This window comes from Nocardioides sp. QY071 (assembly GCF_029961765.1).
Classification (GTDB): Bacteria; Actinomycetota; Actinomycetes; order Propionibacteriales; family Nocardioidaceae; genus Nocardioides.
The window spans coordinates 3,794,424-3,821,402 of sequence record NZ_CP124681.1 but is presented as its reverse complement, the minus strand read 5'-3'; the positions used below and the strand labels follow the sequence as shown (position 1 = coordinate 3,821,402).

Here is a 26,979-nt window from a genome sequence, read left to right as displayed (position 1 = left end):
GGCATTTCTGCGTAGGCTGGGCGGGTGAGCGTCACCTGCGACTTCTGCGGCCGCCTGGTCGAGGGCGAGGAGCCGCCGCTGACCTGGACCACCTCGGTCGAGCGCGGCCGGATACGCCGCTACTGCGACGAGTGCTCCCGCATCCACCTGCGCTCGATGGAGGCCAAGCTCGACAGCGAGTGGTGGTAGACCGACCGTCGAGCGTCAGGGCAGGTCGAGGAAGCCGTCCCACGCGCAGCCGCACCACGGGTGCCGGCCCCACCGGGTGAGGACCGGCGCGCCGCTCGGTCCGAGGTCGACGGTCGTCGACCAGGTGCTGGGCTCCTCGCCGTCCACGAAGCCGGTCAGGTCGCGCACCGCCCAGGCGAGCGCCAGCCGGTCGAGGACGGGATCACGGGGCGGCGGTCGCTGGGTGCTGTGCCTGGCCGCCTGGGCGAGGAGGAGCGGCAGCCGCTGGTCGTGGAGCGACTCGTGGGCGTCGACGCAGCGCAGGCAGGCGGTGCGGCCGGGGACGACGAACGGCCCGATCCGCACGCCCCGCGCGTCCCCGCCGACCAGCAGGTGGGGGACCGAGGCGCGCACCAGCGGGTCCAGGCGCTCGCGGGCGAGCGGGCCGTCGCCGATCACGAGCCGTACGGTGGCGTCCTCCGGCGCCTCGGCCTCGACGAGGCCGGCGGCGGCCAGCAGGGGGCCGAGGACGGCGCGGGCGCCGGGCGGCGCGTCGAGGGCGACCGGGGAGGCCGCGCGAGCCGCCGGGCGCCGTACGGCGTCGGACCCGGCCTGGGCCAGCAGGTGGGCCGGCACGTCACCGGCGGGTACGGCGAGACCGGCGTCGAGCAGCCGGGCGAGGGCGGTGGCAGCCTCCGTCGGCAGGGCGTCGGCCGGGGCGTGACCGGCCGGCCGGGCCAGGCCCTCGAGGAGGTCTCGGACGGCGGGGATGTCGGGCAGCCGGATCGAGGGCTCCACGAGGCCGACCTGTAGGACGCCGGGGGAGCGGGTCAGCACCGGCGTACCGGGGCGCAGCAGGAGGGTCCGGGACGCCATGACCGCAGCGTGGCACGCCCCAACGACCCGCGCGGCGCTCCTCCACAGGGCGCCGGGGAGCGACCGCAAAACACGCCACGGGCGGCTCCACCGCAGTGGAGCCGCCCGTGAAAGTCGGCTGGGTGCCTGTGGATCAGGCCTTGCCGAGGATGCGGTTGAGGTTGGTGCCGCAGACGGGGCAGACGGCCTTGGCCATCCGGGTGCCCTTGTCGTTCACCTTGACCTCGCCCTCGGCCTCGCGCTTCTCCTTGCACTTGACGCAGTAGAACTCACCGCTCCAGGTCTCCGCCATGACGGCCTCCTTGCTCATCTTTTCTCGTTCGGTCGTCGCGACGGGGACATGGGGGGAAGCCCGTCGGGGTCCGGAGCAGCACTCCGGACCTCTCTGACCCTACGGCACGCCGCCGCGGAGTCGCAGTAGCGTGCCCCGCATGTCTGAATCCGCTGTGAACCGGCCCACGCCGCCGTCCCTGACGCATCTGCGCCTCGAACGGCCCTCCGAGGGGGTCGCACTGCTGGTCCTGGACCAGCCCGAGCTGCGCAACGCGATGAGCGACGAGATGACCGAGTCCTGGGTCCGGGCGGTCGACCACCTGGCCGGCGACCCCACCGTGCGAGTGGTCGTGGTGACCGGCGAGGGCAAGGGGTTCTGCTCCGGCGGCAACCTGTCGTGGCTGGCGTCCGAGCCGGACGCGACCGTCGACGACCTGCGTGCCCGGATGCTGCCGTTCTACCGCGCCTGGCTCTCGATCCGGCGCCTGGAGGTGCCGACGGTCGCCGCGATCAACGGCGCGGCGATCGGTGCGGGGCTCTGCCTGGCGCTGGCCTGCGACCTGCGGTACGCCGCCCGCGGGGCCCGGATGGGTGTGCCGTTCACGAAGCTGGGGATCCACCCGGGGATGGCCGGGACCTACCTGCTGCCCGACGTGGTCGGCTCCGCCGCCGCCCGCGACCTGTTCCTGACGGGTCGGCTCGTGGACGCCGACGAGGCGCTCGGGCTCGGCCTGGTCTCCCGGGTCTGGGAGCCGGCGGAGTTCCGCGACGGCGTGCTGGGGGCGGCGGCCGACATCGCGGCAGCGGCACCGATCGCCACCCGGCTCACCAAGCGGGCCCTGCAGCACGGGCACGCGAGCATCGACACCGCGCTGGAGTGGGAGGGCCTGGCCCAGCCGGTCACGCTGGCCACCGCGGACCTGCTCGAGGGGATCCGGGCCGCCCAGGAGAAGCGGCCGCCGGTCTTCACCGGGCACTGAGCCCGGACGGGGGCCGACGTGAGGAGACCCCCGGCGCCGCGGCCCCTCGCTTGCCTTCCCCTTGCGAGCGAGGTGCTGCGGCCCCGAGGGGCCTCGTCGGGGACGAACCTAGGCACCGCGGCGGGCGCGGTCAATCCGGGCGTCGCGCGTCCTGTGGACAGAGCTGTGGAGAAACCTGTGGAGGGAGCGCGGGGCCCGTGGATGGACGGGGGAGAACCCTGATCGGCCTGTGGAGGGACCGTTGGCAAGATCGGCCCGGCGGGCGCCGTACCGCGGGGTGACCAGCAAGGATGGTCCCCACAGGCTCATCCACGGCCTGTGGACAGACATTTCTCGAGGACGGACGAGGTCGTGAACGAGCAGGAGTACGACGGCACGCCGGTGGCGGCGCTGCGCCGGATCGCGTTCCTCCTGGAACGGGGCCGGGCGGACAGCTACAAGGTCAAGGCCTACCGCGGTGCGGCGGCCGCGATCCTGCCCCTGGACCCCGACGACGTCGCCGCCCGGGCGGCGGCGGGGACGCTCACCGACCTGCCCGGCGTCGGCGCCAGCACCGCGCGGGTGATCGCCCAGGCGGCGACCGGCCGCGTGCCGGACAAGCTCGCCGAGGTCGAGGAGCAGTACGGCGGCCCGCTGACCAGCGAGGGCGCCGGGACCGGCCTGCGGGCGTTGTTGCGGGGCGACCTGCACTCCCACTCCGACTGGTCCGACGGCGGTTCGCCGATCGAGGAGATGGCGATGACCGCGATCGAGGTGGGCCACGACTATCTCGTGCTCACCGACCACTCGCCGCGCCTCAAGGTGGCCCGCGGGCTCTCGGCGGAGCGGCTGACCCGGCAGCTGGCCGTGGTCGAAGCGGTCAACGAGCACCTCGCCGGTGCCGGGTTCCGCCTGCTCAAGGGGATCGAGGTCGACATCCTCGACGACGGCGCGCTCGACCAGAGTGAAGAGATGCTCGCCCGCCTCGACGTCCGGGTCGCCAGCGTCCACTCCAAGCTCGCGATGGACCCCGAGCCGCTGACCCGGCGCATGGTGGCCGCGGTGCGCAACCCGTTCACCAACGTGCTCGGCCACTGCACCGGCCGGCTGGTGACCGGCAGCCGCGGCACTCGCCCCGAGTCGCGCTTCGACGCCCGCGCGGTGTTCGAGGCGTGCGCCGAGGAGGGCGTGGCCGTCGAGATCAACTCCCGCCCGGAGCGCCGCGACCCGCCGACCCGGCTGCTGGAGCTGGCCCGTGACATCGGCTGCGTGTTCTCCATCGACAGCGACGCCCACGCCCCGGGCCAGCTCGACTACCCGCTGCTCGGCTGCGAGCGCGCCGAGGCCGCCGGCATCGACGCGGACCGGATCGTCAACACGTGGCCCGTGCAGCGCTTGCTCGAGTGGGCAAGGCCCAGATGATCAGCTCCAAGGGCTCGCACGCTCCGCGACGCTCACCACGCACGCTGGCGGCGTTGCAGACGCTCGACGTGCGCCCAGCATGCCTTCGCGCCTGCGCCTTGCCAGCGCACGCGTTGAGCGCCGCTCGCTTGCACGATCCCTCGGAGCTGATCATCTAGGGTCGAGTCATGCCCACCCCGCGCGTGGAGGTACGACGGTCGCAGCGCCGCCGCCGTACGGTCACGGCGTATCGCGAGGGCGAGACGATCGTGGTGCTCATGCCCGACAACCTCTCGGGCACCGAGGAGCGCGCCTGGGTCTCGAAGATGGTCGCCCGGGTGCAGCGCAAGGAGCTGCGCGCCGCCACGCCGCGGCGTTGGGACGACGAGGACCTCAAGCAGCGCGCCCAGGAGCTGAGCGACGAGTACCTCGGCGGCATCGCCGTGCCCGAGTCGATCCGCTGGGTCGGTAACCAGCGCGCCCGCTGGGGCTCGTGCACGCCCAAGGACCGCACCATCCGGCTCTCCGAGCGCCTGCAGCGGATGCCGGAGTGGGTCATCGACTACGTGATCGTCCACGAGCTCGCGCACCTCATCGAGCCGCACCACGACGAGAGGTTCTGGGGGTGGGTCGCGCACTACCCGGCGGCCGAGAAGGCGAAGGGCTATCTCGCCGGCTGGTCCGACGCCGCCCGGATCGACCGGCCGCCGTCCGAGCAGGTCGTGCCGGGCGAGGACGTCGACTGATCCTCAGACGAGGATCGCGCGGGCCCGGGCGATGAGGGCGTGCATGGCCGGCTCGAGCTCGGGCAGACCGTCGAGGGGCCACCAGCGCACGGCGAGTGACTCGTCGCTCACCACCGCCGTCGCGTCCACCGGCGCGGCGGCGACGTAGCGCACGTCGAGGTGGTTGACGTCGCCGCGCTCGCCGCAGAAGGGCACGGTGTGCAGGTCGAGCTGGACCGGCTCCGGGTGGAAGGCCAGCTCGCGCAGCCCGCTCTCCTCGTGCGCCTCGCGCAGCGCGACGGCGGCGAGGGTGGCGTCGTCGTCCTCGCAGTGCCCGCCGAAGTGGAACCAGCGCCCCGCCTTGCGGTGCAGGTTGAGCAGCACCCGCTCCCCGGTGGCGTCGATGACGAGGGTGCCGGCGGTGATGTGGTCGGGGTACGACGCGCGCCGCATCCCGTCGGGCCTCGCGGTCAGGTGCTCGACGTACCGCCCGCGGAGGGCCTCTTCGACGGCGTCGGGCGCGCGCCAGCTCGTCAGGACGCCCAAGGCGTCCGCGTGGAGGGTCACTCGGTCGGGCTGTCGGGGGTGTCGGGCGTGCCGGGCGTGCCGGGCGTGTCGGGGCCGTCGAGCAGCTTGCGCAGCTCGGCGTCGAACTCGTCCTCGCTGAGCGCCTCCGGCCGGGTGGCCTCGTCGCGGAAGGACAGCGGGTCGTCGAGGTCGGCGGCGGTGGGCAGCAGGTCGGGGTGCATCCACACGCCGTCGCGGGCCTCCTGGCCCGAGCGGGTGCGCAGCCCGCCCCACAGGGTGGACGCGTCGCGCAGCCGGCGCGGGCGCAGCTCGAGACCGACGAGCGCGGCGAAGGTCTGCTCGGCCGGGCCACCGGCGGCCCGGCGGCGGCGGACCGCCTCGCGCAGCTTGGCCGCGGCGGGCATCCGCTCGGCCGTGGCCTGGCCGACCACCTCGTCGACCCAGCCCTCGACCAGGGCCAGCGCGATCTCGAGGCGGGACAGCGCGGCGGTCTGCGCCTCGGTCTGCGGCGGGTCGAACATGCCGCCCTCGAGCAGGCCCTGCATCGCCTCGAGGTTCGTCGGGTCGATGCCGCGCAGCTGCTCCTGGACCCGGTCCTGGATCTGCTGGGCGTTGATCTCCAGGCCGCGGGCGTAGTCGGTCACCGCGCCGATGAGGTGCTCGCGCAGCCACGGCACGTGGGCGAACAGCCGCTGGTGGGCGGCCTCGCGCAGCGCGAGGTAGAGGACGACGTCGTCCTCCGTGACGTCGAGGCCCTCGGCGAAGGCGCGGACGTTGGTCATCACCAGCGCCGCCTTGCCGGGGGCGCCGAGGGGGAGCCCGATGTCGGAGGCGGTGAGCACCTCACCGGCCAGGGCGCCGAGGCCCTGCCCGATCTGCATCGCCATCATCCCGCCGACGGCCTGGCCGATGATGCCGACCAGCGGACCGGCCGCGGCCTTCATCTCCTCCGGCAGGCCGCTGGACAGGCCCGTCACGGAGCGCGCCGCCACGGGCTCGACGAGCACCTGCCACACCGGCTGGGTCTCGACCAGCCATTCGGCGCGGCTCCAGGCGGCCGTCGTACCGATGCCGGAGGGGAAGCCGGTGGCGGTGTCGAGCCAGTGGTCGGCGAGCCGGACGGCGTCGGCGACGCGGTCCCGGTCGCGCTGGGTGGGGGACGGGTCCGGCTCCTGGGCGACGGCCTTGCGGGCCATGTCGTTGGCGGCATTCCAGTTCAGCGGGCCGTCGTGCGGCTGCATCAGCGACTGCAGCTGCTGGAAGAAGGCCATCCCGCCGCCGGGGCCACCGGGGAAGGCTCCGCCGAGGGCGCCGAAGATCTGCTCGAACGGCGTGCCCTTGAACGGGTTCGGCTGGTCGTCGCCCGGGTTGTCGGTCATGGGTCAAAACTACGCCCGAACCACAACCGGGAGTGTCGGGGACAGCCCTGAACGGACCCCTAGAGTGGGCCGCATGCCGAACCCCGCCGTGCGCCTCGTCGCCATCTCCGACCAGCCGCTGTCGGTGACCGACGTGCTCGACAGCCTCGACGACGCGGCGTCCGGTGGTCTGGTGCTCTTCGTCGGACGGGTCCGCGACCACGACCACGGGCAGGGCGTCACCGGCCTGTCGTACTCCGCGCACCCCTCCGCCCTCGACCGGCTGCGGGACGTGTGCGACCGGATCGCCGACGCGCACGACATCACCGCGCTCGCCGCCGTGCACCGGGTCGGTGACCTCGACATCGGAGACCTCGCCGTCGTCGTCGCCACCACGGCCGGGCACCGCGGCTCGTCGTTCGAGGCCAGCCGCGCGCTGATCGACACGCTCAAGGCCGAGGTGCCGATCTGGAAGCACCAGCGCTTCGCCGACGGGTCCGACGAGTGGGTGGGGAGTCCGTAGCGTGTCCTGACCGGACGCCGACCCGGGTCGACCTACCCTCGTGGAGTGGAGATCCTGTTCTGGCTGCTGCCGGCCGCCGTGCTCACCCTCGCCTCGATGGCGTGGGTCGCATGGTGGGGCCGCGAGGGCCGGGGCCAGGTCGACCGCGAGACCGCGGCCCGGCGCCTCGGCGAGGCGCTGACCCGCGAGCAGCGCTCGCGACCCGGGTACGCCGCACCCGAGCGGGCGCCCGAACGGCACACCGGCGTGGCCCTGCGCGCCTCGCAGGCCCGGCCCTCGGTGGTCGCCGGCGGCGAGGTGGAGGAGCCGGCCGCCGAGCCGGACGTCCAGGCGGACGACGCCACGGGTGACCGGCGCGCATCCTGATTGGACACGTCTGACAAGGTAGGCGCCATGAGCCAGCGCCTGATCGCCGCGTGCATCGCGGCCCCGTTGGTGCTGATCCTGGGCGGCATCGCGCTCGTGGTGCCGCTGCCGTACGCGTCCTACAGCCCCGGGCCGACGTACGACATCCTCGGCAAGGACGCCGACGATGCGGAGGTCGTGCAGGTCGACGGTCACGAGGCCTTCTACGACAAGGGCCAGATCCGGTTCACGACGGTGGTCGCGTCGTCGTACGGCCAGAAGCTGTCGCTCGGTGAGGCGCTGTCGCGCTGGCTGGACCCGGACAAGGCGATCCTCCCGTACGACGTGGTGCACCCGCCGGAGACCTCGCAGGCCGACGAGAAGGCCGAGGGCGCGGTCCAGATGACGACGTCGCAGGACGTCGCGAAGGCCGTCGCGATGAAGGAGATCGGCCTCCAGGTCCCCACCGCGGTGCAGGTCGCGATGGTCGACGAGGAGGGCCCGGCCAAGGACAAGCTGCTCGTCCACGACGTCTTCAAGGAGGTCGACGGCGAGCCGGTCACCGACGCCGACCAGATCGTCGCCGCCGTGCGCAAGCACGACGACGGCTCGCTGGTGGAGTTCCGGATCCTGCGCGACAAGCGCGAGCTGACCGTGCGGCTCAAGCCCGAGGAGATCGACGGGAAGCCGCGGGTCGGCGTCTCGCTCGGCCTGGGCTACGAGTTCCCGTTCACCGTCAACCTGCGCGTCGACCCTCAGGTCGGCGGCCCGAGCGCGGGACTGATGTTCTCGCTCGCCATCTACGACACGCTCACGCCGGGGTCGATGACCGGTGGCGCGACCATCGCCGGCACCGGCGAGCTGGCCCCCGACGGCAAGGTCGGCCCGATCGGCGGCATCGAGCAGAAGATCGCCGGAGCCGAGGCGGCCGGCGCCAAGCTGTTCTTCGTGCCGAAGGACAACTGCGCCGACGTCAAGGGCCTCCACCCCGACCTGCGCCTGGTGAAGGCGACCACGATGCACGAGGCGCGCCTCGCGCTGGACACGTGGGTCGGCGACCACGACGCCGCCCTGCCGACCTGTTGACGGACTGACCGGAGCAAGGACCATGGACTACGACCTGGACGTCGACCCGGCCCTGGCTGCCGCTGTGCTCGAGATCGAGGGGCACCACGCCCGGGCCGGCTGGGACCAGCCGGCGCGGCTCTACGCCCTCGTCGACACCGCGCAGCTGGTGGCCCAGGAGCCCGCTCTCGCCGCCCAGCTCGGCCTCGACGCCCCGGCCGAGCAGGGCTCGCTGACCCCCGTCGAGCAGGAGGACCTGCCAGCCGGCCAGCAGCTCGAGGAGGTGCTCCCCGGCATCCAGTGGCCCGCCGTGGTCACCGGCTGCGCGGCCGTGGTGGAGCGCCTGGTGCTCCCGCCGGCAGCGGACGGTCAGGTCCCCGAGGACCCGGCGGCGGCCGCGGAGTTCGCGCGCGAGCACCCCGACGCCGAGGAGGTCCGGATCGTCGCCGGTGTCACCCGGCACGGCGCGGGCTACTGCGCGCTGCGGATGCGCAGCCAGGACGAGGACATGGCCGTGATGGGCGGCAACGACCTGGTGCCGGGGCTCCTGGAGCTGCTGCGCGCCACCCTGCTCGACGACGCGGAGGACGAGACCGATGAGTGAGCTGTTCGACGAGGAGCCGGAGCGTCCCGCGCCCGAGCGGACCGGTCGTCGTACCCGTGCCCTGGTGATCACCGGCGTGGTGCTCATCGTCGGGTTCTTCCTGCTCAGCGCCTTCGCGGGCCTCTACACCGACCGGCTCTGGTACAAGGAGGTCGGCTTCGGCAGCGTCTTCACCAAGTTGCTGTGGACCCGGGTCGGGCTGTTCCTCGCCTTCGGCGCGGTGATGGGCGGCGTCGTCGCGCTCAACATGTACCTCGCGTTCCGGTTCCGACCGCTGTTCTTGATGGCCGGGCCCGACGGGGTCGACCGCTACCGCGACGCCGTCACCCCGATCCGCGGCTGGCTGCTGGCCGGCGTCGGCGTGGTCGTCGGCATCTTCGCGGGCACCTCCGCGATCGGGCAGTGGCGCACCTTCCTGCTGTGGCGCAACAGCGAGCCGTGGGGCGCGAAGGACGCGTACTTCAAGAAGGACATCGGCTTCTACGTCTTCGACCTGCCGTGGTGGAACTTCGTCATCGACTTCGTGATGGCTGTCGCCATCGTGTCGCTGATCGCGACCGCGATCGTGCACTACCTGTACGGCGGCATCCGGCTCCAGGTCGCCCACGACCGCTTCTCGCCGGCCGCCCAGGTCCAGCTCTCGGTCCTGCTCGGCGCGTTCGTGCTGATGAAGTCGGTCGACTACTACCTCGACCGCTACGACCTCGTCGCCGACGACCACCGGCTCTTCACCGGCATGAACTACGCCGGAGAGAACGCGATGCTGCCAGCGCGCAACATCCTCGTCGGCGTCGCGCTGATCTGCGCGGTGCTGTTCTTCCTCAACGTGTGGCGCAAGACCTGGCAGCTGCCGTCGGTCGGCCTCGCGCTGCTCGCCCTGTCGGCCGTGCTGCTGGGCATGATCTGGCCCGCCATCGTGCAGAACTTCCAGGTCAAGCCGTCGGAGGCCGACAAGGAGAGCTCCTACATCAAGGCCAACATCGATGCGACGCGCGAGGCCTACGGGCTCAGTGACATCGACATCGTGCCCAACTACCAGGGCATCGCCACCGACAGCAGCGGCGAGCGCGGCGCCGCGGTGCTCGGTCAGCTCGCCACCACCCCGGTCGTCGACCCGCTCCAGGTCCGCGAGACCTTCCAGCAGCGGCAGCGGAGCAAGGGCTACTACTCCGTGCCGACCGTCCTCGACGTCGACCGCTACGAGCTCAACGGCAAGGAGGTGCCGCTCGTCCTCGGCGTGCGCGAGCTCGACCAGAGCGGCATCCGGGCCTCGTCCCAGAACTGGCTCAACCTGCACACCGTCTACACCCACGGCGACGGCCTGATCGCCGCCTACGCCAACCAGATCGCCGTCAACGACGAGGCCAACGGCCGGATGGTCTGGGCCGAGGGCATCCGCAGCGACGGCGATGCCGGAGGCTCGGACCTCACCAACGCCGAGAAGTTCGAGACCCGGGTCTACTTCGGCGAGCAGAGCCCGTCGTACTCCGTCGTCGGCAAGGCCAAGGGCGGCCGCGACGTCGAGCTCGGCCTCGACGAGAACGACCCGGAGGAGGCCGCCGACACGCGCACGACGTACGACGGCAAGGGCGGTGTCCCGGTCGGCAGCACCTTCAACCAGCTGATGTACGCGATCAAGTTCGGCGAGCCGAACTTCCTGCTCTCGGGCCGGGTCAACGACAACTCCAAGGTCATCTACAACCGGACGCCCACCGAGCGGGTGGAGAAGGTCGCGCCGTGGCTGACCATCGACGGCGACCCGTACCCCGCCGTGGTCGACGGCAAGATCGTGTGGATCCTCGACGGCTACACGACCACCGACCGCTACCCGAACGCGCAGCGTGAGTCCTTCGCGGCGATGATCGACGACTCGCTGCAGCAGGACACCGGACTGCAGACGATCCCCACCGACGAGATCAACTACATGCGCTCGGCGGTCAAGGCCACCGTCGACGCCTACGACGGCACGGTCACCCTCTACCAGTGGGACGAGAGCGACCCGATCCTCAAGACGTGGATGAAGGCGTTCCCCGGTGCGGTGGAGCCGAAGTCGGCGATCGACGACGAGCTGATGGAGCACATCCGCTATCCCGAGGACCTGTTCAAGGTGCAGCGCTACCAGCTGGCGAAGTACCACGTCAGCGACGCGGGCGTGTTCTTCTCCGACGACGAGCGGTGGGAGGTCCCGGAGGACCCGAACGCGTCGCGTGAGGTGTTCCAGCCGCCGTACCGGCTGTTCTCGACCGGGGTCGACAACACCAACGACTGGTCACTGACGTCGGTCTTCAAGCCGTGGGGCGCGCAGAACACGCTGGCGTCGTACCTGCAGGTGAACTCGGACGCGACGTCCGACGACTTCGGCCGGCTGCGCCTGCTCGAGATGGCCGACCAGGACACGCCCGGTCCGGGCCAGGTCGCCAACGAGATGCAGGGCAACGACGACGTCTCGCAGAAGCTGCAGCAGTACCGCGTCTCCGGTGCCACGCCGCCACGGTTCGGCAACCTGCTGACCCTGCCGGTCGACGGCGGCCTGATCTACATCCAGCCGGTGTACGCCGCCCGCAGCGCGACGTCCGCGTTCCCGATCCTGCAGTACGTGATCGTCAAGTACGGCGCCAAGGTCGGCATCGACCGCGACCTCCCACTGGCCCTCGCGGCGGCCCTCGGGGTCGACCTCAACACAGGGGAGCCGACCCCGGATACCCCCGAGACGCCGGAGACTCCCGAGACCCCGGAGACGCCGGGCGAGCCGACCGGCACGCTGAACGAGCAGATCGCGGCGGCGCTGCGGGACGCCGACGCGGCGTTCAAGGCCGCGGAGCAGGCCCAGGCGAAGAACGACACCGTGACCTGGGCCCAGGAGCTCGACAAGGCCCAGAAGGCGGTGGAGGAGGCGCTGAAGCTCGCCGACGAGCGCGACAAGCAGTAGCTGCGGCATCATCGCCGCATGCTGCAGACGCTCGACCTCGTCGGGATCTTCGTCTTCGCCATCTCCGGCGGACTGGTGGCGGTGCGCAACCAGCTCGACATCCTCGGGGTCGTGGTGCTGGCGATGGCCACCGGCCTCGGCGGCGGTGTCATCCGCGATGTCGTCATCGGAGCGGTGCCACCGCCCGCCGTCGCCGACTGGCGCTACCTGCTGGTGCCCGTCGTCGCCGGCCTGGTCGCCTTCTGGCTGCACCCCGCCGTGGGCCGGCTCGAGCGCGAGATCAACGTCTTCGACGCCTTCGGCCTCGGCCTGTTCTGCGTCGCCGGCGCCCTCAAGGCCCAGGAGTACGGGCTCGGCCCCGCCCCCTCCGCCGCCCTCGGCATGGTCACCGGCGTAGGCGGTGGCATCATCCGCGACCTGCTCGCCGGCCGGATCCCGGTGATCTTCCGCACCGGCGAGCTGTACGCCATCCCCGCCCTCGCCGGCGCCGCCATCGCCGCGACCGGTGCCGAGCTCGGCGTCGCCCACGGCGTGATCCTCGCCCCGGCGGCGCTGGTCACCATCGGGTGGCGGCTGATCGCCGTACGGCGGGGGTGGCGGGCGCCCGTTCCCCGGCTCGGGCCACCGCCCTCGTGATCGTCGGATCGCCCCGATTTGGTGCGGTTTGGGGGCATGCCCTAACGTTGGGTTCACCGACGCGGGGTGGAGCAGCTCGGTAGCTCGCTGGGCTCATAACCCAGAGGTCGCAGGTTCAAATCCTGCCCCCGCTACAAAGTTCAGGCGCGGAACCTACGGGTTCCGCGCCTGAAAGGTTTTTGGGACTTGATCACATGTCCACTTAGGGTCCAAAAACGCTGTCCAGAAGCCGCCGAACGGGCTCATCTCCGACCCGAGTACGGAGTCGCGCAGATTGGCGCGGACTCGGACGGCTCGGACGGTCCGGTCGGCACACCTAACCGGCATGGACAGCACGGCACCCATCATGAGCGGCCTCGCGCCGCTGATCTCGATCGAGGAACTCTCCGAGTACCTCAACGTGCCCACGCGAACGTTGCACGACTGGCGGCTGGCCGGCCGAGGCCCACGTGCGGTTCATGTCGGCCGACAGCTGCGCTACTTCGTCACCGACGTCAACGCGTGGCTGCAGCAGCAGCGCGAGGACGTCACGGGTCGCTCTCCCGACGGGCGGTGATCCGACATGGGTAGGCCGCGCACTCCGATCGGAACCTTCGGTGATGTCACCTACGTCAAGATGCCCGGTGGCAGGGTTCGTGCCCGCACGCGCTACCGGGACGACGACGGTCAGGTTCGTCGCGTCTCGGCGACCGGCTCGTCGAACAGGGACGCGCTCCGCGCCCTGAAGGCGTCGCTCGCGCAGCGACCCAGCCACGTCGCCACCGGCGAGATCACCGGAGACACCTCCTTCGCCAAGCTCGTTGAGCTCTGGCTCGAGGATCTCGACCTGACGAACAAGCTCGCCCCCAGCACACGCGCGTTGTACGAGCGCAACATGCGCCAGCTCGTGATGCCGGCTTTCGAGCACTACCTGCTGCGCGAGATCACCGTGCGCAAGGTCGACCAGTTCATCAAGACGCTGGCGACCACACGCAGCTACAGCATGGCGAAGCAGGCACGTACGGTGCTGAGTCTCGCGCTGGGCTTGGCCGTGCGGTACGACGCCATCGTGAAGAACCCGGTGCGTGACACCACAAGGATGCACAAGCCGTCGACGCAGGCCATGGCTCTCTCGGCCACACAAGTGGAGGAGATCCGTGCGGCGACGCGGGACTGGCGCCGCGGTCCGGGCTTCGCAGGACCGCCGCCGGACGGGCAGCTCGAGCAGATCATCGAGGTCATGCTCGGCAGCTCTGCCCGGATCGGCGAGGTGCTCGCCATCCGGAGGTGCGACGTCGACGTCACGAGCTCGCCGGCCACCGTCCGGCTCTGCGGCACGATCGTGTCGCCCTCGGGAAAGCCGACGCATCGACAAGAGCACCCGAAGACGATGAAGTCGACCAGGACGGTCTCGGTTCCCTCCTTCACCGCCGAGGTACTGCGCGCACGGCTGGTCAAGATCGCGGCCGAGGATCCGGAGCACCTGCTGTTCTTCACTCGCATCGGCACCCCGCTGACGACCAACAACGTTCGTCGTCGGCTCCGAGCAGTGATGGATGCGGCGGGTATCGAAGGGGTGACTCCCCACTCCTTCCGCCGCACCGTTGCGACGGTGCTCGACCGTGCGAGTGGCCCCGACCTCGCCGCGGAGATGCTCGGGCACACGTCGTCCAAAATCACCAAGGAGCACTACATCCAGCCCGACGAGAAGGTGAACCCGCTGACGGCCGAGATTCTCGAGGCGCTTGCGCCGAGCCAGGGTGACGAGGATGAACGATGAGTGTTGAACTCGGTCGCCGACCCATGGCGGACCTTGACCTCGTCCGCTTCGAGGCGGACCGTGGGGGAGTGACCACCGGTCTCGGGCTCTCATCTTGCGCTGCGCTCTTGGCTGTGCCCGCGAGTTTGGGTGGAGAGAACGGTGCCGCCGACGCGGCGGCACCGGGGAGCCCTATGGTGCCGGGGGCCGCGCGGCACCGTCAGGCGTAGCCATCCCGCCGGAGCCCCAGGGGCTACCTGGCTCCGGTGATTCACCGGGACCGCAGGACAACCCGGCCAATTGGGTACTTCGCTGCGGCCTTGGTGACAGGTTGGCTCTCTCGGTCACCAAGACCACGCTCCGGTGATCGGACATGCCCTCCATGATGCGCCAGCAGGGTCTCCCGATTCCGTGGATGCCTGCTTGCCTGCGGCAGGGGATGCCTGCCCTTTGCGCGCAGGTCAGCTGGTATCCCCAAGGGGTTCGGTCGAACAACGGTGTTCGACTAGTTGCTCGTCATCACAGGTGAACGGTGCCGGACATTGTCCGGCACGGGCTCTACTCGAAGGGGACTCGCGCTCGATCGGACTGGATGGCGACGCTCTCATCAGGATACGCCGACTTTGCCCCTTCTCTCCTGCCCACTTCCGCGCTCTCCTCCGTCAGGTACTCCTTTCCCTTCACCGGCCATCGCCCTCCCGAACCCGCTCCGCCCTTCTCCCTGACCCCTTCCTGCTCCTCACACGGTGTGCAGATCGAGGGGAAGAGCCGCGTATCCACTCCAGGTTGACCGGATCAACGCGCACGGAGGGGCGGGTTCTTGGGGGGCCTGTGGATGGCGTGCGGCGTTCTCGCTGGTGGCGGCCGACATCGGATCGGCGTGGTAACTTCCGGTTGTCAATGTCGCATTTAAGTTTACGGACTGGAGGTGTGTCGGTGGACGTTCCGGGCGCTGTTCCGCTGTCGTTGGCGGCCGGTGTGGTCCACCTCGACGAGCCTGAGGCGGTCTTTGACGCGATGGTGGACGGCTGGGCACGGCAGCAGAAGTCAAGGCTGTTGGGGGATGCGACGGTGGCTGCACGGGTGGCGCTCGTGCGGCGGTTCACGGCGTTTGCCGGCTCGCATCCGTGGCGGTGGACCGCCGGCGATGTCGAGGACTTCACGATGTCGTTGATGAGTGGCGACGGACGGCTCGCGCCGTCCACGATCCGTGGGCACCATCTGAGCTTGAAGTTGTTCTGCGACTACCTGCTTGATGGCCGCTACGACTGGGTCAGCCAGTGCGAGACGCGGTTCGGTGAGATCCCTTCGCAGGTCTGCCACGACTTCAACACCGCCGTGCACCTGGTCGAGTACGAGGGCCGTCCCGAGCGGCGTCCGTTCACCTACGACGAGCTCCAGACGCTGTTCGACTACCTCGACGAGCGGGTCGATCGGATCGCCAGGTCGGGCCGAAAGGGCGCGCTGGCGGCGTTGCGGGACGCACAAATGATCAAGACCGCCTACGCGTTCGGGCTGCGTCGTCGCGAGCTGTGCTTCCTCGACGTCGCCGATCTGCGCCCCAACGCGTCGATGCCCCAGTGGGGGACCTACGGCGCGCTTCACGTGCGCTACGGCAAGTCGAGCAGGGGCAGCGCGCCGCGGCGGCGCACGGTGCTGGCTGTGCCGGAGTTCGACTGGGTCATCGACGGCCTGCGGCAGTGGGTCGAAGAAGCACGACCGCTGCTGGCGCCCGGCGGACGGGGCGAGCTGTGGCTGACCGAGCGCCGCCAGCGTGTCGCAACGAAGACGATGGACCGCCGATTCGCCTTCCTGCGGCACGGTGCTGGACTGTCGGCTGATCTGACGTTGCACTGTCTGCGGCACTCCTATGTCACGCACCTGATCGAGTTCGGCTACCCCGAGCGGTTCGTGACCGAGCAGGTCGGCCACTCCTACGCGTCGACCACCGCGATCTACACGTCGGTGTCGAACGACTTCAAGACCAAGACCCTGCAGGCCGCACTTCAGCGGGTCTACCGCAGCGCTGAACACCCCGAGGAGATGTGATGGGCAACCGGATGGTCGCGCACTGGAACTTGCGTCAGCTGATGGCCGAGCAGGGCATGTTCGCCACCAGCGACCTGCTCGAGCCACTCCATGAGCGCGGCGTCGAGCTGTCGCGCCAGATGATCCACCGGGTCGTGACCAAGACCCCGCAGCGGATCAACATGGATCTCCTCGCGGCGTTGTGCGACATCCTGCACTGCACGCCCAACGACCTGATCGAGATGCGCATCGAGCATGTCGACGCGCCGGCCGCGGTCAACGAGACCGGCCCCGGGATCGGCAACCTGCGACCGATCCGGGCGAAGGTCCGCCGACCCGGTGAGTAGCCCGGCGAGTCGGCCGGGTGAGTAGGCGGGGGCATCCGGGCTGCTGGATCTGTGGCAGGACGACGAACTGGCAGCGCTATGACGTACCGCAGGGTGCGATGTGTCTGGGCTGCGGAAGACGGCGGCACTACCACCCCGGGTCGTGTCCGATCTGTCGGCGACGGCGCCCGTTGGCGTTCCTCGAGGACCACCTCATCGTGTGTGCCGGCTGTGCCGGGATCGCGTCGCCGTTCGCGTGTCAGGAGTGCGGGAGCGAAGAACATCCCTACGGTCGCCACCGCTGCGCCCGCTGCTTCCTGCGCGAACGCCTCGGCGCACTGCTGACCGACCCTGCCACCGACCAGGTTCATCGACGGTTGCAGCCGGTGTTCACCATGATGGTCGACTCCGAGCGTCCTCAGACCACGATCTGGTGGCTGCGCAAGAAGCCCGGCATCGGTGCTGCCCTGCTCGGCCAGATGGCCCGAGGCGAGGTCGCGATCAGCCACGACACCTTCCGGACGCTGCCGCAGGACCGGGCGCACGGCTATCTGCGCAACCTGCTAGCCACCACCGGAGTCCTCGAACCGTACGACTCCCACATCGAGCGCATCGGGCCGTGGCTCGAGGAGTTCCTCGCCACGGTGCCCGAGCACCACCGGGATCTGTTGCGGCGCTACGGGCGATGGCACGTGCTGCGCGACATGCGAACAGCCGCAGCCGAGGGCCGCCTGTCCAGCGCCGTCGCCAACGCTGCCCGGCGCAGGATCCGCGTGGCCGGGCAGTTGTTGGACTTCTTCGACGGCCACGGCGTGGACGCTGCTTCGGCTACCCAGGTGATGCTTGAGGAGTACATCGCCCAGCCCGGGCGAGTGCTCACCGGCGAGTACGGGTTCGTGGCGTGGCTGCGCAAGAGCAGGGTCAACACCACCATCCGGATTCCCACGTTGGCCCCGCGACCTGAGCCCGAGGTCAAGGTCGCTGAGGACCATCGGTGGGAGATCGTCGAGCGGCTCTTGCACGATGCGAGCATCCAGTACTACACCCGCATCGGCGGGCTGTTCATGTTGCTGTTCGCCCAGCCCCTGTCGCGAGTCGTCGCGATGAGGGCCAGCCAGGTCAGCCACATCGATGACACGTTGCACGTCACCTTCCGCAGCATCGCGATTCCCATGCCGGCACCCCTGGACACCCTCATCGCCGAGCAGCTCGTCCGTCGAGGCATCAGCCTTCACGGATCGAGAGGAACCGGATGGCTCTTCCCCGGAGGCAACCCGGGACGGCACCTGGCCACCGAGAACATCCGCCGACAGCTCGTCGCGATCGGGATGAAGCCCAACGAGGGCCGTAAGGCCGCCATGTTCCAGCTGGCCGCCGACGTGCCCGCACCCGTGCTTGGTGAGCTCATCGGCATCAGTGACAACAACGCCGCGCAGTGGGCCCGTCTGGCATCACGCGACTGGCGCGGTTACATCGCCTCACGAACCTGAGCGCACGTTCATCGAACGGGCGACCGCTTTGCGGTCAGTCCTCAGCTGTCACCCGGTGGGGGTTCATCGGTGCCGGAATTGGAGCCAGGCCAGGTACGCCGACCACGCTGCGCCTGTAGTACTGCTCAGCCGCACGACAACCTTCATCCCACGCCTTAGCGACTTGCTCGGCCAGTACCGCTTCGGCGTCGGGCAGTAGGACGCAACGACTCAGACCAGGGCCGTCGGTCGGAAACGCGACGGTCACCTCATCGAAGGCCGACGCCTGACCGCCAGCTGGCCGACCGCCCTGTTCAACCTGAACTGCTGACCTTGCCACTACCGAACCTCCAGAGCCGGGAACGCCTAACAGTCTAGGTTCACCGCCACCGTTCGCTCCCAATGAATACGACCCCTGCGCCAGTCGCTGTGGAGAAGGACGCGCACCTGAGCGCTGTGGGACGGAAACGGCCGTGACGGTCTCGATGCGCCGGATGTCCGCAGGCTGCGGCTACCAGTACCTGCTGCGCAGCGTCGCTGCGGGCGATGGCGCGCGTGCCCTGACGACGCCGCTGACCCGCTACTACACCGAGGTTGGTACGCCGCCCGGCCGCTGGCTCGGATCTGGCGTGGCTGTCTTCGGCGCCGGCCAGCTCCGGCCGGGCATGCAGGTGACCGAGGAGCAACTTGCCCTACTTGTCGGCATGGGCCGAGACCCCATCACGGGAGAGCAACTCGGCCGGGCGTATCCGTCGTACAAGCGGCTCTCGGAGCGGATCAAGGAACGGGTAGCCGCGCTCGATCCGGGGACGACCCAGGAGGACTGCGCGGCCGAAACGACACGGATCGAGGCAGAGGAGACCGCGGCCGGGATGCGGCGAGCGGTGGCCGGGTTCGACCTGACCTTCAGCGTCCCGAAGTCGGTCTCCGTGCTCTGGGGTGTCGCCGACGCCCTCACCCAGGAACGGATCGTCGCCTCCCATCATGCGGCAATCGCGGACGTCGTTGCGCTCTTCGAGCGTGAGGTTGCCGCGACCCGTGCGGGGATATCGGATGCTGACGGTGCCGTTGTCCAGGTCGACGTGGCAGGCGTCGCTGCGGTCGCTTACGACCACTTCGACTCGCGAGCCGGCGACCCGCAGCTCCACACCCACGTCGTCATCGCCAACAAGGTCTTCACCGTCATGGACGGCCGCTGGCGCAGTCTCGACGGACGCCCGGTCTTCGCCTCGCGGACCGGCCTGTCCGCCCACTACGACGCTGTCCTTGCCGACCGGCTGTCGCGCGACCTCGGCATCGAATGGGAGCTGCGGCAACGCGGACCCGACCGGAATCCCCGGTGGGAGATCGCCGGTGTCACCGACGAGCTGATCACCGAGTTCTCCAGCCGCACCCGCGAGATCGAGCTCAGGAAGAATGAGCTCATCGCGGAGTACGTCGCACGGCACGGACGAATGCCATCAGCCAGGACCATTGTCGAGCTCCGTGCCCAGGCCACGCTGGCCACGCGCCCGCCGAAGGAGGTCCGGTCGCTCGCCGATCTCACCGCGGGTTGGCGGCAACGAGCCGCCAAACTGTTGGGGACCGGGCCCACCGGGTGGTCGCAGTCGGTGACGGGCCAACGGGGCGACTTCCTGACAGCGGGGGACGTGCCGATGGCAGTCATCGGCGTGATCGGTGCCGAAGTGGTCGCGGCGGTCTCGGTGAAGCGGGCGGTGTGGACGCACTGGAACCTGATGGCCGAGGCGGCGAAGCAGACGATGGATTTGAGGTTCGCGACGACCGAGGACCGCGAGGCCGTCGTCGGCCTCGTTGTCGACGCGGCCCAGGCGCGCTCCGTGGTCCTGACGCCGCCCGAGCTCGCCCTCAGCCCGGTCCGGTTCCAGCGCGAGGACGGCACGAGCCGGTTCCGCCCGCGGCATGGCGAGAAGTACTCCTCGATCGCAGTGCTCGAGGCCGAGGCACGACTGTTGGTACGAGCGGAGAAGCTGACCGCGCCAACGGCGTCCGTCGAGGTCACGGATCGAGCACGTGGCCGTGGCAGGGTCTCGCTGACCGTTCAGCAGCGGCGGGCGGTGGAGAGCGTCTGTCGCTCAGGGCGTCAGGTCGACCTTCTCGTGGGACCTGCTGGTGCTGGCAAGACCACGACTATGCGAGCGCTCCGCGCGGCCTGGGTCAGGGAGCACGGGCGGGGGAGTGTCGTCGGTCTTGCGCCGTCCGCCGCTGCAGCCCAGGCTCTGGCCGACGACGTCGGCGTCGCGTGTGAGAACACGTCGAAATGGCTCCACGAGTACGACCACGGTCGGACCGAGCTGCGGCGTGGCCAGTTGGTGATCGTCGACGAGGCGACGCTCGCCGACACGATGACGCTGAATCGGCTCACGGGAATAGCGGCCGCCGCGGACGCCAAGGTGCTCCTCGTGGGCGATCCCCATCAACTCCAGTCCGTGGATGCAGGCGGTGCCTTCGCCCTCCTCGTCGACCGGCGGACGGACGCGCCGGAACTGAAGGAGATCCATCGATTCACCAGCGAGTGGGAGAAGGAGGCCTCACTTGCGCTGAGCCGCGGCGACGTGCAGGTCATCTCGACGTACGCCCGTCACAAGCGGATCCGCGAGGGCCTCACGGACGAGATGGTCGACGCTGCGTACGTCGCCTGGCGCGCCGACCGTGCCGCTGGGCGCGCCAGCATTCTCGTGACGGAGTCGGCTCGCGACGTCCGCGCCCTCAACGAACGCGCCCGGGCCGAGCGGCTGCTTCTGGACGGCGCCGTCGATCACCGCGAGGCTGACTTGGCCGACAGTTGCCGAGCCTCGGTCGGCGACATCGTCATCACGCGCCACAACGACCGCACCATCCGGACAACCCGAGGCGGGTGGGCGAAGAACGGCGACCGCTGGCTGATCACCGACATCCGGCGGGACAACTCTGTCGTCGTCAAACGCCTCAGCGACGGTCGACGAACGGTCCTGCCGCCGGAGTACGTCGCCGAGCACCTCGACCTCGGCTACGCCGTCACCGCCCACCGAGCTCAGGGCGTCACCGTCGCCACCGCGCACGTCGTCGTGACCGCCTCCACGACCCGCGAGAACCTCTACGTCTCGATGACCCGCGGCCGGGATTCGAACATCGTGTACGTCGCCCTTGACCAGCCCGACGACAGCCACTCCACACCCGAGGCGGACGACGTGACAGCGACGACCGTTCTGTGCGGCGTCCTCCAGCACAGCGGCGCCGACCTATCGGCGACGCAGACCATCGAGGCCGAGTACGAGCTCCATGGCGGCATCCACCGCCTCGCCGCAGAACTCGAGACGATCGCGACCGAGGCGCAGCACGACCGCTTCGTTGACCTGCTCAGTCGCTCAGGGCTTACCGCCGATCAGCACGCCGCGGTAGTCGAGTCGACAGCCTTCGGCCCACTCACGGCAGCGCTCCGCCGCGCTGAGGCGTACCACCACGATCTCGAGGCGCTGGTGCCGCGAGTCGTGGACCGCCACGGCCTCGATGACGCGGACGACATCGCCGCGGTTCTTCGCTACCGAGTCGAGAAGCTCGCCGCGACACCGCCGCGCGGTTTCCGCCTGCGCCCGCGACTGATCGCCGGCCTAATCCCAGAACCGCTCGGCCCGATGTCAGCCGAGGACCGACAGGCGATCGACGAACGGAAGGAACTGATCGAGTCGCGGGCACGCGCACTTGCCGAGGATGCGGTCGCCGGCCGCGAGCCTTGGGCCCGGCGACCCGAACCGCGTCCAGTCCGCACTGGCTCCGACGATGCTTGGCTCGACGCGGTGGCGACGGTCGCGGCATACCGCGACCGCTACAAGGTCACCTCAGACCTGCCCGTCGGCGGCAGCGTCAAGAGCGATGCACAGCGCGCAGACCGTCGGCGTGCTCTCTCATCCCTGCGCGCGGCGCGTTCCGAGAGCGCTGCCCAGGAATCGGCGACGCCGGTGGCGATAGACGTTCGAGCCATTGCTCCTCCATAGGCGACCCGGTCGGCCATGTTCTCCACAGGGGGTGATATCAGGAGCGCTCGCCGAGCGTCCGGCGTATCGAGAGGGCCCAGCCAACATGGAGGAACCCAGGCTGACTTTTGATCGCGTTACCAGCGATCGTCGCCGTCGCTGCGATGTACCGCTACCTCCGGGGCTATGCGCCATCAAACGTCTTGGTCCGCCGGATACGCACTCAGCGGCCTCGGTGGCGGACCGCCTTCGCTCTGGTGGCGGTCGCTAGAGTCATTCTGATTGCGATGCACGTCGTCGCGGCGGCAGTCGCGGGCGGGGCGTCCGGCTGGCTGAACCTTGTGGTTCTGATTCTCTCCTGGACATGATCAAGGTCGTCGTCACGGCTTTCGCGACCTTCCTTCGGATGATTCTGGGCTGGTGCGCAGCGAGTTCGGCTACCAGTCGCCGAATTAGGTCGCGCTACTCCTTAACCGGCGCCGCCGGGCGCATGCGAGCGTCGCAGGAGCTGCGCAACGAACCAGAGGCTCCGCGGCGACGGTCAGGCTCGCGACCTCTGTCTCCAGCTACGACAGGGTGGCCTCTATGGCCGCGTGGTGGGCGCTCTGGATCTGGTTGGCGACGCCCCGGTCGACCAGTGCCCACAAGGCGGAGACGGACTTCACCGGGGTGAAGGAGGTCGTAGCCGGCGACGGCCGTGGGCTGCTTGCGGGTTGTCTTGGCCATGAATGAGCCGCACTCACGGTCCTCGATGGGGGCGCGGCGGTGCTCGCGGAGGAAGTGCTCGTCGCCCAGTTCGGTGCGGATTCGGGCGCGTTCCTCGGCCGGGACCGGAGTCTTCCAGTGCTCACCGTGGCCTAGGTTGTAGGCGATGTAGCGCTTGGCGGTCTCCCGGATGAACTCGGGCTGGTTGCCCAGGTAGTTGGCGCGAAGCGCCCGAACTGGGACGCCGTGTTGGCCTGCTCGACACTCTTGCCCTCATCGAGGGCCGCGTTCTCCAGCCGCTCTGCGTCGGGGTGGCGGCCCTCGCCGAGCAGGTTTCGCATGTGCGTCTCGGCGACCTGCGAGCCGATCTCGAGGTCGAGCGCGCCGAGCGCGGCGCCGAACCAGCGGCCCGGTGATTCGCCCTTCGCGGCGTAGTAGTCGGCCAGCCCAGCGTGCCCCGCGGTCGGTCGGGTCATGCACGGCGACCTGACGGGTCAGGTTATGCGTACCCGTCGCGGCGCGGTCAGCGTGTGCAAAACCATCACGTCTCTCAGACGCCAGGGCGGCGGATCCGGATCGGACACCTGCCTGGCCATCAAGCTCCGACAGTGCGGGGTGCGAGGGATCTGGTGAGGCTCATACTCAGGGGAGTGAACTGGCTGTCGAGATGCAGAGAAAGTTTGCATCTTCCTACGTGTTGTTTGACAACTCGGCTTATCCGCCCTGGTCGGCACATGTGAGAAGGCGAGCAGGAGGCATGACGCACGTAGTGCGAGGTCGTCGAGTCTATGCGGTGCAAGCGACGTGTCCCGTGTTCCGAGCGCGGGCTTAGCTACATGTCCGCATCCCAGCCGTACTACTCGTCAGCGGAGCTACCAGGCCCCCTGCACCGCCGGGCCGTCTTCCGATCGACGGGCCTGGCGTGGATTGAGGTCGGTTGCGTCCGCGCAGATCAAGTCTCGGATTCTGCAGCACCGGTGACCGGGATGTGACGACTCGACGCCGGGCTCCGCCGTGGCTTGCGGGTGGGCCGTGCGGGGATCACTCGGCCGGGGAGTAGCAGGCATAGCGGTGTGGCCACGGCGGTGAAGGCGATCGCCCACCAGAAGGCGTTTCCGAAGCCGTGAGCGCTGCCCGGGTCGTGGCTACCAGCGTGCTGGAGCACGACGGCGATCAGGGCCGTTCCTATGGATCCTCCGAGCTGCTGGGCGACTCTGGTGATGATGCTGGCGTTGGGGATCTCGTCGTGGGTCAAGCCCATGAAGGACGCACCGAGCAGTGGAACGATTGCCAGGCCCATCCCGAACCCTCGCACCAGAAGTGAGACGAGGAGGAGGACGTAGTTGGTGTCGCCGGTGACGAAGCCGAAGGGGATGGTCGCGACCGTGACGACCAGGAACCCGGCGAGCGCGACCCACCGCGGCCCGAACCTGTCGGTGTACGTGCCCGCGAGGTTGCGCGCGAGCAGCGTGCCGACGCCCTGGGGGATGAGCAGTAGTCCCGCGCCGAGTGCGTCCTGGCCGCGGACTTGTTGCCAGTAGAGCGGTAGCAGGAACATCGCGCCGTAGAGCGTGGCGCCGGCGAGGAAGCCCAGGAACGATCCCGACGCGAGCGGGAGATGGCGCAACAACCGTAGGTCGATGAGCGCATCGGCCCCACGCGCGCGGGCCCACACGATGAAGGCGAGCAGGAGGACTATGCCGCCGATGACGGGGACCAGGACGCTCGCACTGCTGAAACCGCCGCTGTCGGGCACGTGGGACAGGCCGTAGATGAGTGCGGTGATCCCCGGGGAAACGAGAATGAGGCCGATCGCGTCGAGACGTACGCCGCGGCTGGGCGACTCGGCGGGCAGGTTGCGGCAGGCGAGCCACAAGCCGATCAGGCAGAAGGGGACGTTGACGGAGAAGAGCCAGCGCCAGTCGGCGAGGGCCAGGATGCCTCCACCGATCACCGGCCCCAGGATCGGCCCGAGCGTGGTCGGCAGCGTGATCGCGGCCATCACCCGACCGACGTTCCGACCCCCCGCCGCCTGCACGATCAGCGTGGTCATCAGCGGCAGCATGACGCCGCCGCCGATGCCCTGGATGACTCGGAACACGATCAGGCTGGGGGCGTCCCACGCGACGGCGCACAGGATCGACCCGAGGAGGAACGTCGACAGCGACACCAGCCACAGGGTCCTGCCGCCCAGGACGGCCTGAGCCCAACCGGCCACGGGGATGGTGACGAACATCGCGAGCAGGTAGCCGGTGCTCACCCACTGGATCGTGCTGAGAGACGCGCGAAGATCAGTGGTCAGGTCCTGGATGGCGACGCTGACGATGGTGGCGTCGAAGACGACAGCCATCGCGCCGACGATGATGGTGAACGCCGTCACCCAGACGGCGCGATCGATGTGGTCCCGATCGCCCGGGACGGACTCGGCCCTTCTCCTGGCTCTCATGCGAGATCGATGACGACCTTGCCGTGCACGTGCCGGCCCGCCTGCAGCTCGACGGCGGCATGGATCTCATCGACGGGGAAGGTCGCCGCGATCGGCACGCGGAGCCGGCCCTCGGCGACCAGACGCGCGATCTCCTCGATGGCGCCGGGTTCGGCGTTGGCGCCGTTCGCCGGCCTGATGCCGTCGACGACGTCGGCGATCGTGGTCATGCGGGAGTCCGGTACCCCTAGCTCGCGGGCCACCTCGATGGTGTCCGTGCCGTGAAGGTCCATGGCCGCGGTGATGCCGTCGGGAGCCAGGTCGCGGACCCGGTCGGCGAGGCCCTCGCCGTAGGTGACCGGCACGGCCCCCAGTGCCCGCAGGGCGTCAGCCGAGGCCGCCGAGCCGGTCCCGATGACTCGTGCGCCGGCGAGCCGGGCGAGCTGGACGGCGAACACGCCGACCCCACCGCCCGCGCCGCCGACCAGCAGCGTGTCCGACGGTCCGGGGTCGACCACGGCCACTGCCGCGGCCGCCGTACACCCTGCGATGGACAGTGCGGCGGCCACCCGGTCCTCGAGGCCCTCCGGCGTGCGGTGAACGTCGCCACCCTTGCCAATGTGACCGGGTGCGTCCACGACCACGTGGTCGGCCACACTGCGCGAGAACGCACCCCCGAACACCCGGTCGCCGACCCTGAACTCGGTCACACCTTCGCCGACAGCGTCCACGACGCCGGCGTAGTCATTGCCGAACCCGCACGGCAGGCTCAGCCCGAAGCGCGCGGCAGCGTCGGCGTCGGACGTCATGAACCAGTCCATCGGGTTCAACCCGGCCGCGGTGACCCGCACCCGGACCTGGCCCGGGCCGGCGGTCGGGACGGGCACGTCGTGGAGGACCAGGGCACCTGGCCCTCCGAACGACTCGACGAACTGAACTGCCCTGCTGGTGGGGCCGGTGCTGCTGATCGACGTGGTCATGATCATCCAACTTCCTGAAGAAGACTCGAACGGAGAAACGGACTATGCTCCGGTTTGACCCACCCTAACACAACCGGAGCATGATCCGTTTTGACGACGTCAGACAGCCACTCGCCGCGCGCGGACGCGTCCCGCAATCGCAAGCAGCTCCTCGATGCGGCCACCCGCGTCTTCGCGTCCGCCGAGTCCGAGCCATCGCTGCGAGAGATCGCACGCGAAGCCGGGGTGGGCATCGCCACCCTCTACCGGCACTTCCCTACCCGCGAGGACCTGGTCGCCGCGGTCTACAGCGATCAGGTGGAGCGGCTCACCGACGGCGCCCACCAACTGCTCGCAGAGCTTCCCCCGGCCGAGGCACTACGGCGCTGGATGGACCTGTTCGGCGACTGGGTCGCGACCAAGGAAGGGATGCTCGGCACGCTACTCGCCATGATCGAGGCCGGCGAGATCGCCCATGCCCAGACCCATACCGACCTGATCACCACGATCGACGACATCGCCGGCGCCGGCCATGCGACAGGTGAGCTTCGCTCCGACGTCACCGCCGAGGACATCGCCGCCAGCCTCATCGGCATCTTCACCGTCGCCCCCCTGCCCGAGCACCGCGCCAGAGCTGACCGTTTGCTGGACGTCCTGATGCACGGCCTCCGACCCAAGCCCTGAGCCGGTTCGTCTGCCGCTGCACGGCCCGGATCGCTGAAGACGCTCAACCTTGAGGGGGCCCGGTTCATCGCCTGTCTCGTCAGATCCCGACCGCGGAGCTCCTCGATGTCCGCTGCATCTCGACACTGGCGGAGCTATGTCCGAGGCTCATGTGGACCCGGACCGGGTGGCGCCCGAGCAGCGCATCGACGTGGTGCCGGTCGAGGTCGAGGGTCGCCTCGGGGAGCGAGCTCGGGCCGAGCAGGCGATCACGGATGCAGAGCCGTGAATGCGCCTGGGCGCCC

The 26,979-nt window shown here is 69.8% G+C and carries 25 protein-coding genes and 1 tRNA gene; 19 read left to right on the top strand and 7 right to left on the bottom strand.

Annotated features, from left to right (window positions below):
- The first annotated feature begins 24 nt into the window (after positions 1-24).
- The gene (locus tag QI633_RS18425) at positions 25-189 is read left to right on the top strand and encodes a hypothetical protein (RefSeq protein WP_282426669.1); all 165 of its coding nucleotides are present in this window, start codon (positions 25-27) and stop codon (positions 187-189) included.
- 15 nt (positions 190-204) lie between these two features.
- On the opposite strand, the gene QI633_RS18420 is transcribed toward QI633_RS18425, so the two are convergent.
- Both QI633_RS18420 and QI633_RS18415 read right to left on the bottom strand, forming a co-directional pair.
- Entirely contained in the window at positions 205-1,044 is an 840-nt protein-coding gene (locus tag QI633_RS18420; protein WP_141798020.1) for a hypothetical protein, read from the bottom strand.
- A 133-nt stretch (positions 1,045-1,177) separates the two neighbouring features.
- A complete protein-coding gene (locus QI633_RS18415) occupies positions 1,178-1,336 on the bottom strand; it encodes a DUF5679 domain-containing protein (RefSeq protein ID WP_011754982.1) in 159 nt (52 codons plus the stop codon).
- 139 nt (positions 1,337-1,475) lie between these two features.
- Here QI633_RS18415 and QI633_RS18410 point away from each other — a divergent pair, with 139 nt between their 5' ends.
- From QI633_RS18410 to QI633_RS18400, 3 genes are all read left to right on the top strand, one after another.
- A complete protein-coding gene (locus tag QI633_RS18410; protein WP_141798021.1) occupies positions 1,476-2,297 on the top strand; it encodes an enoyl-CoA hydratase/isomerase family protein in 822 nt (273 codons plus the stop codon).
- A 351-nt stretch (positions 2,298-2,648) separates the two neighbouring features.
- The gene (locus QI633_RS18405) at positions 2,649-3,698 is read left to right on the top strand and encodes a PHP domain-containing protein (protein WP_282426668.1); all 1,050 of its coding nucleotides are present in this window, start codon (positions 2,649-2,651) and stop codon (positions 3,696-3,698) included.
- A 167-nt stretch (positions 3,699-3,865) separates the two neighbouring features.
- Entirely contained in the window at positions 3,866-4,423 is a 558-nt protein-coding gene (locus QI633_RS18400; protein ID WP_141798023.1) for a M48 family metallopeptidase, read from the top strand.
- 3 nt (positions 4,424-4,426) lie between these two features.
- Here the strand turns inward: QI633_RS18400 and QI633_RS18395 are convergent, their stop codons facing one another.
- Both QI633_RS18395 and QI633_RS18390 read right to left on the bottom strand, forming a co-directional pair.
- Positions 4,427-4,969, bottom strand: coding sequence for an NUDIX domain-containing protein (locus QI633_RS18395; RefSeq protein WP_141798024.1), 543 nt, complete (start codon positions 4,967-4,969; stop codon positions 4,427-4,429).
- Positions 4,966-6,309, bottom strand: a complete 1,344-nt coding sequence (locus QI633_RS18390; protein WP_282426667.1) for a zinc-dependent metalloprotease — start codon at positions 6,307-6,309, stop codon at positions 4,966-4,968. The genes QI633_RS18395 and QI633_RS18390 overlap by 4 nt, the downstream gene beginning before the upstream one ends.
- A 73-nt stretch (positions 6,310-6,382) precedes the next feature.
- Here QI633_RS18390 and QI633_RS18385 point away from each other — a divergent pair, with 73 nt between their 5' ends.
- From QI633_RS18385 to mobF, 13 genes are all read left to right on the top strand, one after another.
- On the top strand, positions 6,383-6,811 hold the full coding sequence (locus tag QI633_RS18385) for a molybdenum cofactor biosynthesis protein MoaE (protein WP_141798026.1): 429 nt from the start codon (positions 6,383-6,385) through the stop codon (positions 6,809-6,811).
- A 45-nt stretch (positions 6,812-6,856) separates the two neighbouring features.
- Positions 6,857-7,177, top strand: coding sequence for a hypothetical protein (locus QI633_RS18380; RefSeq protein ID WP_282426666.1), 321 nt, complete (start codon positions 6,857-6,859; stop codon positions 7,175-7,177).
- 27 nt (positions 7,178-7,204) lie between these two features.
- On the top strand, positions 7,205-8,242 hold the full coding sequence (locus tag QI633_RS18375; protein ID WP_282426665.1) for a S16 family serine protease: 1,038 nt from the start codon (positions 7,205-7,207) through the stop codon (positions 8,240-8,242).
- Positions 8,243-8,264: 22 nt separating this feature from the next.
- The gene (locus QI633_RS18370; RefSeq protein ID WP_282426664.1) at positions 8,265-8,825 is read left to right on the top strand and encodes a PPA1309 family protein; all 561 of its coding nucleotides are present in this window, start codon (positions 8,265-8,267) and stop codon (positions 8,823-8,825) included.
- On the top strand, positions 8,818-11,754 hold the full coding sequence (locus tag QI633_RS18365; protein ID WP_282426663.1) for a UPF0182 family protein: 2,937 nt from the start codon (positions 8,818-8,820) through the stop codon (positions 11,752-11,754). Before QI633_RS18370 ends, QI633_RS18365 begins: the two co-directional genes overlap by 8 nt.
- An 18-nt stretch (positions 11,755-11,772) precedes the next feature.
- Positions 11,773-12,390: a trimeric intracellular cation channel family protein gene (locus QI633_RS18360; RefSeq protein WP_141798030.1), complete on the top strand. Its 618-nt coding sequence runs from the start codon at positions 11,773-11,775 to the stop codon at positions 12,388-12,390.
- Positions 12,391-12,450: 60 nt separating this feature from the next.
- A tRNA-Met gene (locus tag QI633_RS18355) sits at positions 12,451-12,524 on the top strand.
- 212 nt (positions 12,525-12,736) lie between these two features.
- A complete protein-coding gene (locus tag QI633_RS18350; protein WP_282426662.1) occupies positions 12,737-12,946 on the top strand; it encodes a helix-turn-helix domain-containing protein in 210 nt (69 codons plus the stop codon).
- Between the two features lie 6 nt (positions 12,947-12,952).
- Positions 12,953-14,149 carry a site-specific integrase gene (locus QI633_RS18345; RefSeq protein ID WP_282426661.1) on the top strand — a complete coding sequence of 399 codons (1,197 nt, stop codon included), beginning with the start codon at positions 12,953-12,955 and terminating at the stop codon, positions 14,147-14,149.
- A 915-nt stretch (positions 14,150-15,064) separates the two neighbouring features.
- Positions 15,065-16,177 (top strand): tyrosine-type recombinase/integrase, encoded by a 1,113-nt coding sequence (locus tag QI633_RS18340; protein ID WP_282426660.1) that lies wholly within the window; start codon positions 15,065-15,067, stop codon positions 16,175-16,177.
- On the top strand, positions 16,177-16,503 hold the full coding sequence (locus tag QI633_RS18335; RefSeq protein WP_282426659.1) for a helix-turn-helix transcriptional regulator: 327 nt from the start codon (positions 16,177-16,179) through the stop codon (positions 16,501-16,503). Before QI633_RS18340 ends, QI633_RS18335 begins: the two co-directional genes overlap by 1 nt.
- A 170-nt stretch (positions 16,504-16,673) precedes the next feature.
- Positions 16,674-17,972, top strand: coding sequence for a hypothetical protein (locus tag QI633_RS18330; protein ID WP_282426658.1), 1,299 nt, complete (start codon positions 16,674-16,676; stop codon positions 17,970-17,972).
- A gap of 452 nt (positions 17,973-18,424) precedes the next feature.
- Entirely contained in the window at positions 18,425-21,943 is a 3,519-nt protein-coding gene (mobF, locus tag QI633_RS18325) for a MobF family relaxase (RefSeq protein WP_282426657.1), read from the top strand.
- A gap of 836 nt (positions 21,944-22,779) precedes the next feature.
- On the opposite strand, the gene QI633_RS18315 is transcribed toward mobF, so the two are convergent.
- The 3 genes from QI633_RS18315 to QI633_RS18305 form a co-directional block, all read right to left on the bottom strand.
- The gene (locus QI633_RS18315) at positions 22,780-23,103 is read right to left on the bottom strand and encodes a relaxase domain-containing protein (RefSeq protein WP_282426655.1); all 324 of its coding nucleotides are present in this window, start codon (positions 23,101-23,103) and stop codon (positions 22,780-22,782) included.
- A gap of 476 nt (positions 23,104-23,579) precedes the next feature.
- Positions 23,580-25,007 carry a DHA2 family efflux MFS transporter permease subunit gene (locus QI633_RS18310; protein ID WP_282429314.1) on the bottom strand — a complete coding sequence of 476 codons (1,428 nt, stop codon included), beginning with the start codon at positions 25,005-25,007 and terminating at the stop codon, positions 23,580-23,582.
- A 62-nt stretch (positions 25,008-25,069) separates the two neighbouring features.
- Positions 25,070-26,032, bottom strand: a complete 963-nt coding sequence (locus QI633_RS18305) for an NADP-dependent oxidoreductase (RefSeq protein ID WP_282426654.1) — start codon at positions 26,030-26,032, stop codon at positions 25,070-25,072.
- 90 nt (positions 26,033-26,122) lie between these two features.
- On the opposite strand from QI633_RS18305, the gene QI633_RS18300 reads away from it, so the two are divergent.
- Together QI633_RS18300 and QI633_RS18295 are read left to right on the top strand one after the other, a co-directional pair.
- Positions 26,123-26,695, top strand: coding sequence for a TetR/AcrR family transcriptional regulator (locus tag QI633_RS18300; RefSeq protein WP_282426653.1), 573 nt, complete (start codon positions 26,123-26,125; stop codon positions 26,693-26,695).
- Between the two features lie 136 nt (positions 26,696-26,831).
- Entirely contained in the window at positions 26,832-26,963 is a 132-nt protein-coding gene (locus QI633_RS18295) for a hypothetical protein (RefSeq protein WP_282426652.1), read from the top strand.
- Positions 26,964-26,979 lie beyond the last annotated feature (16 nt).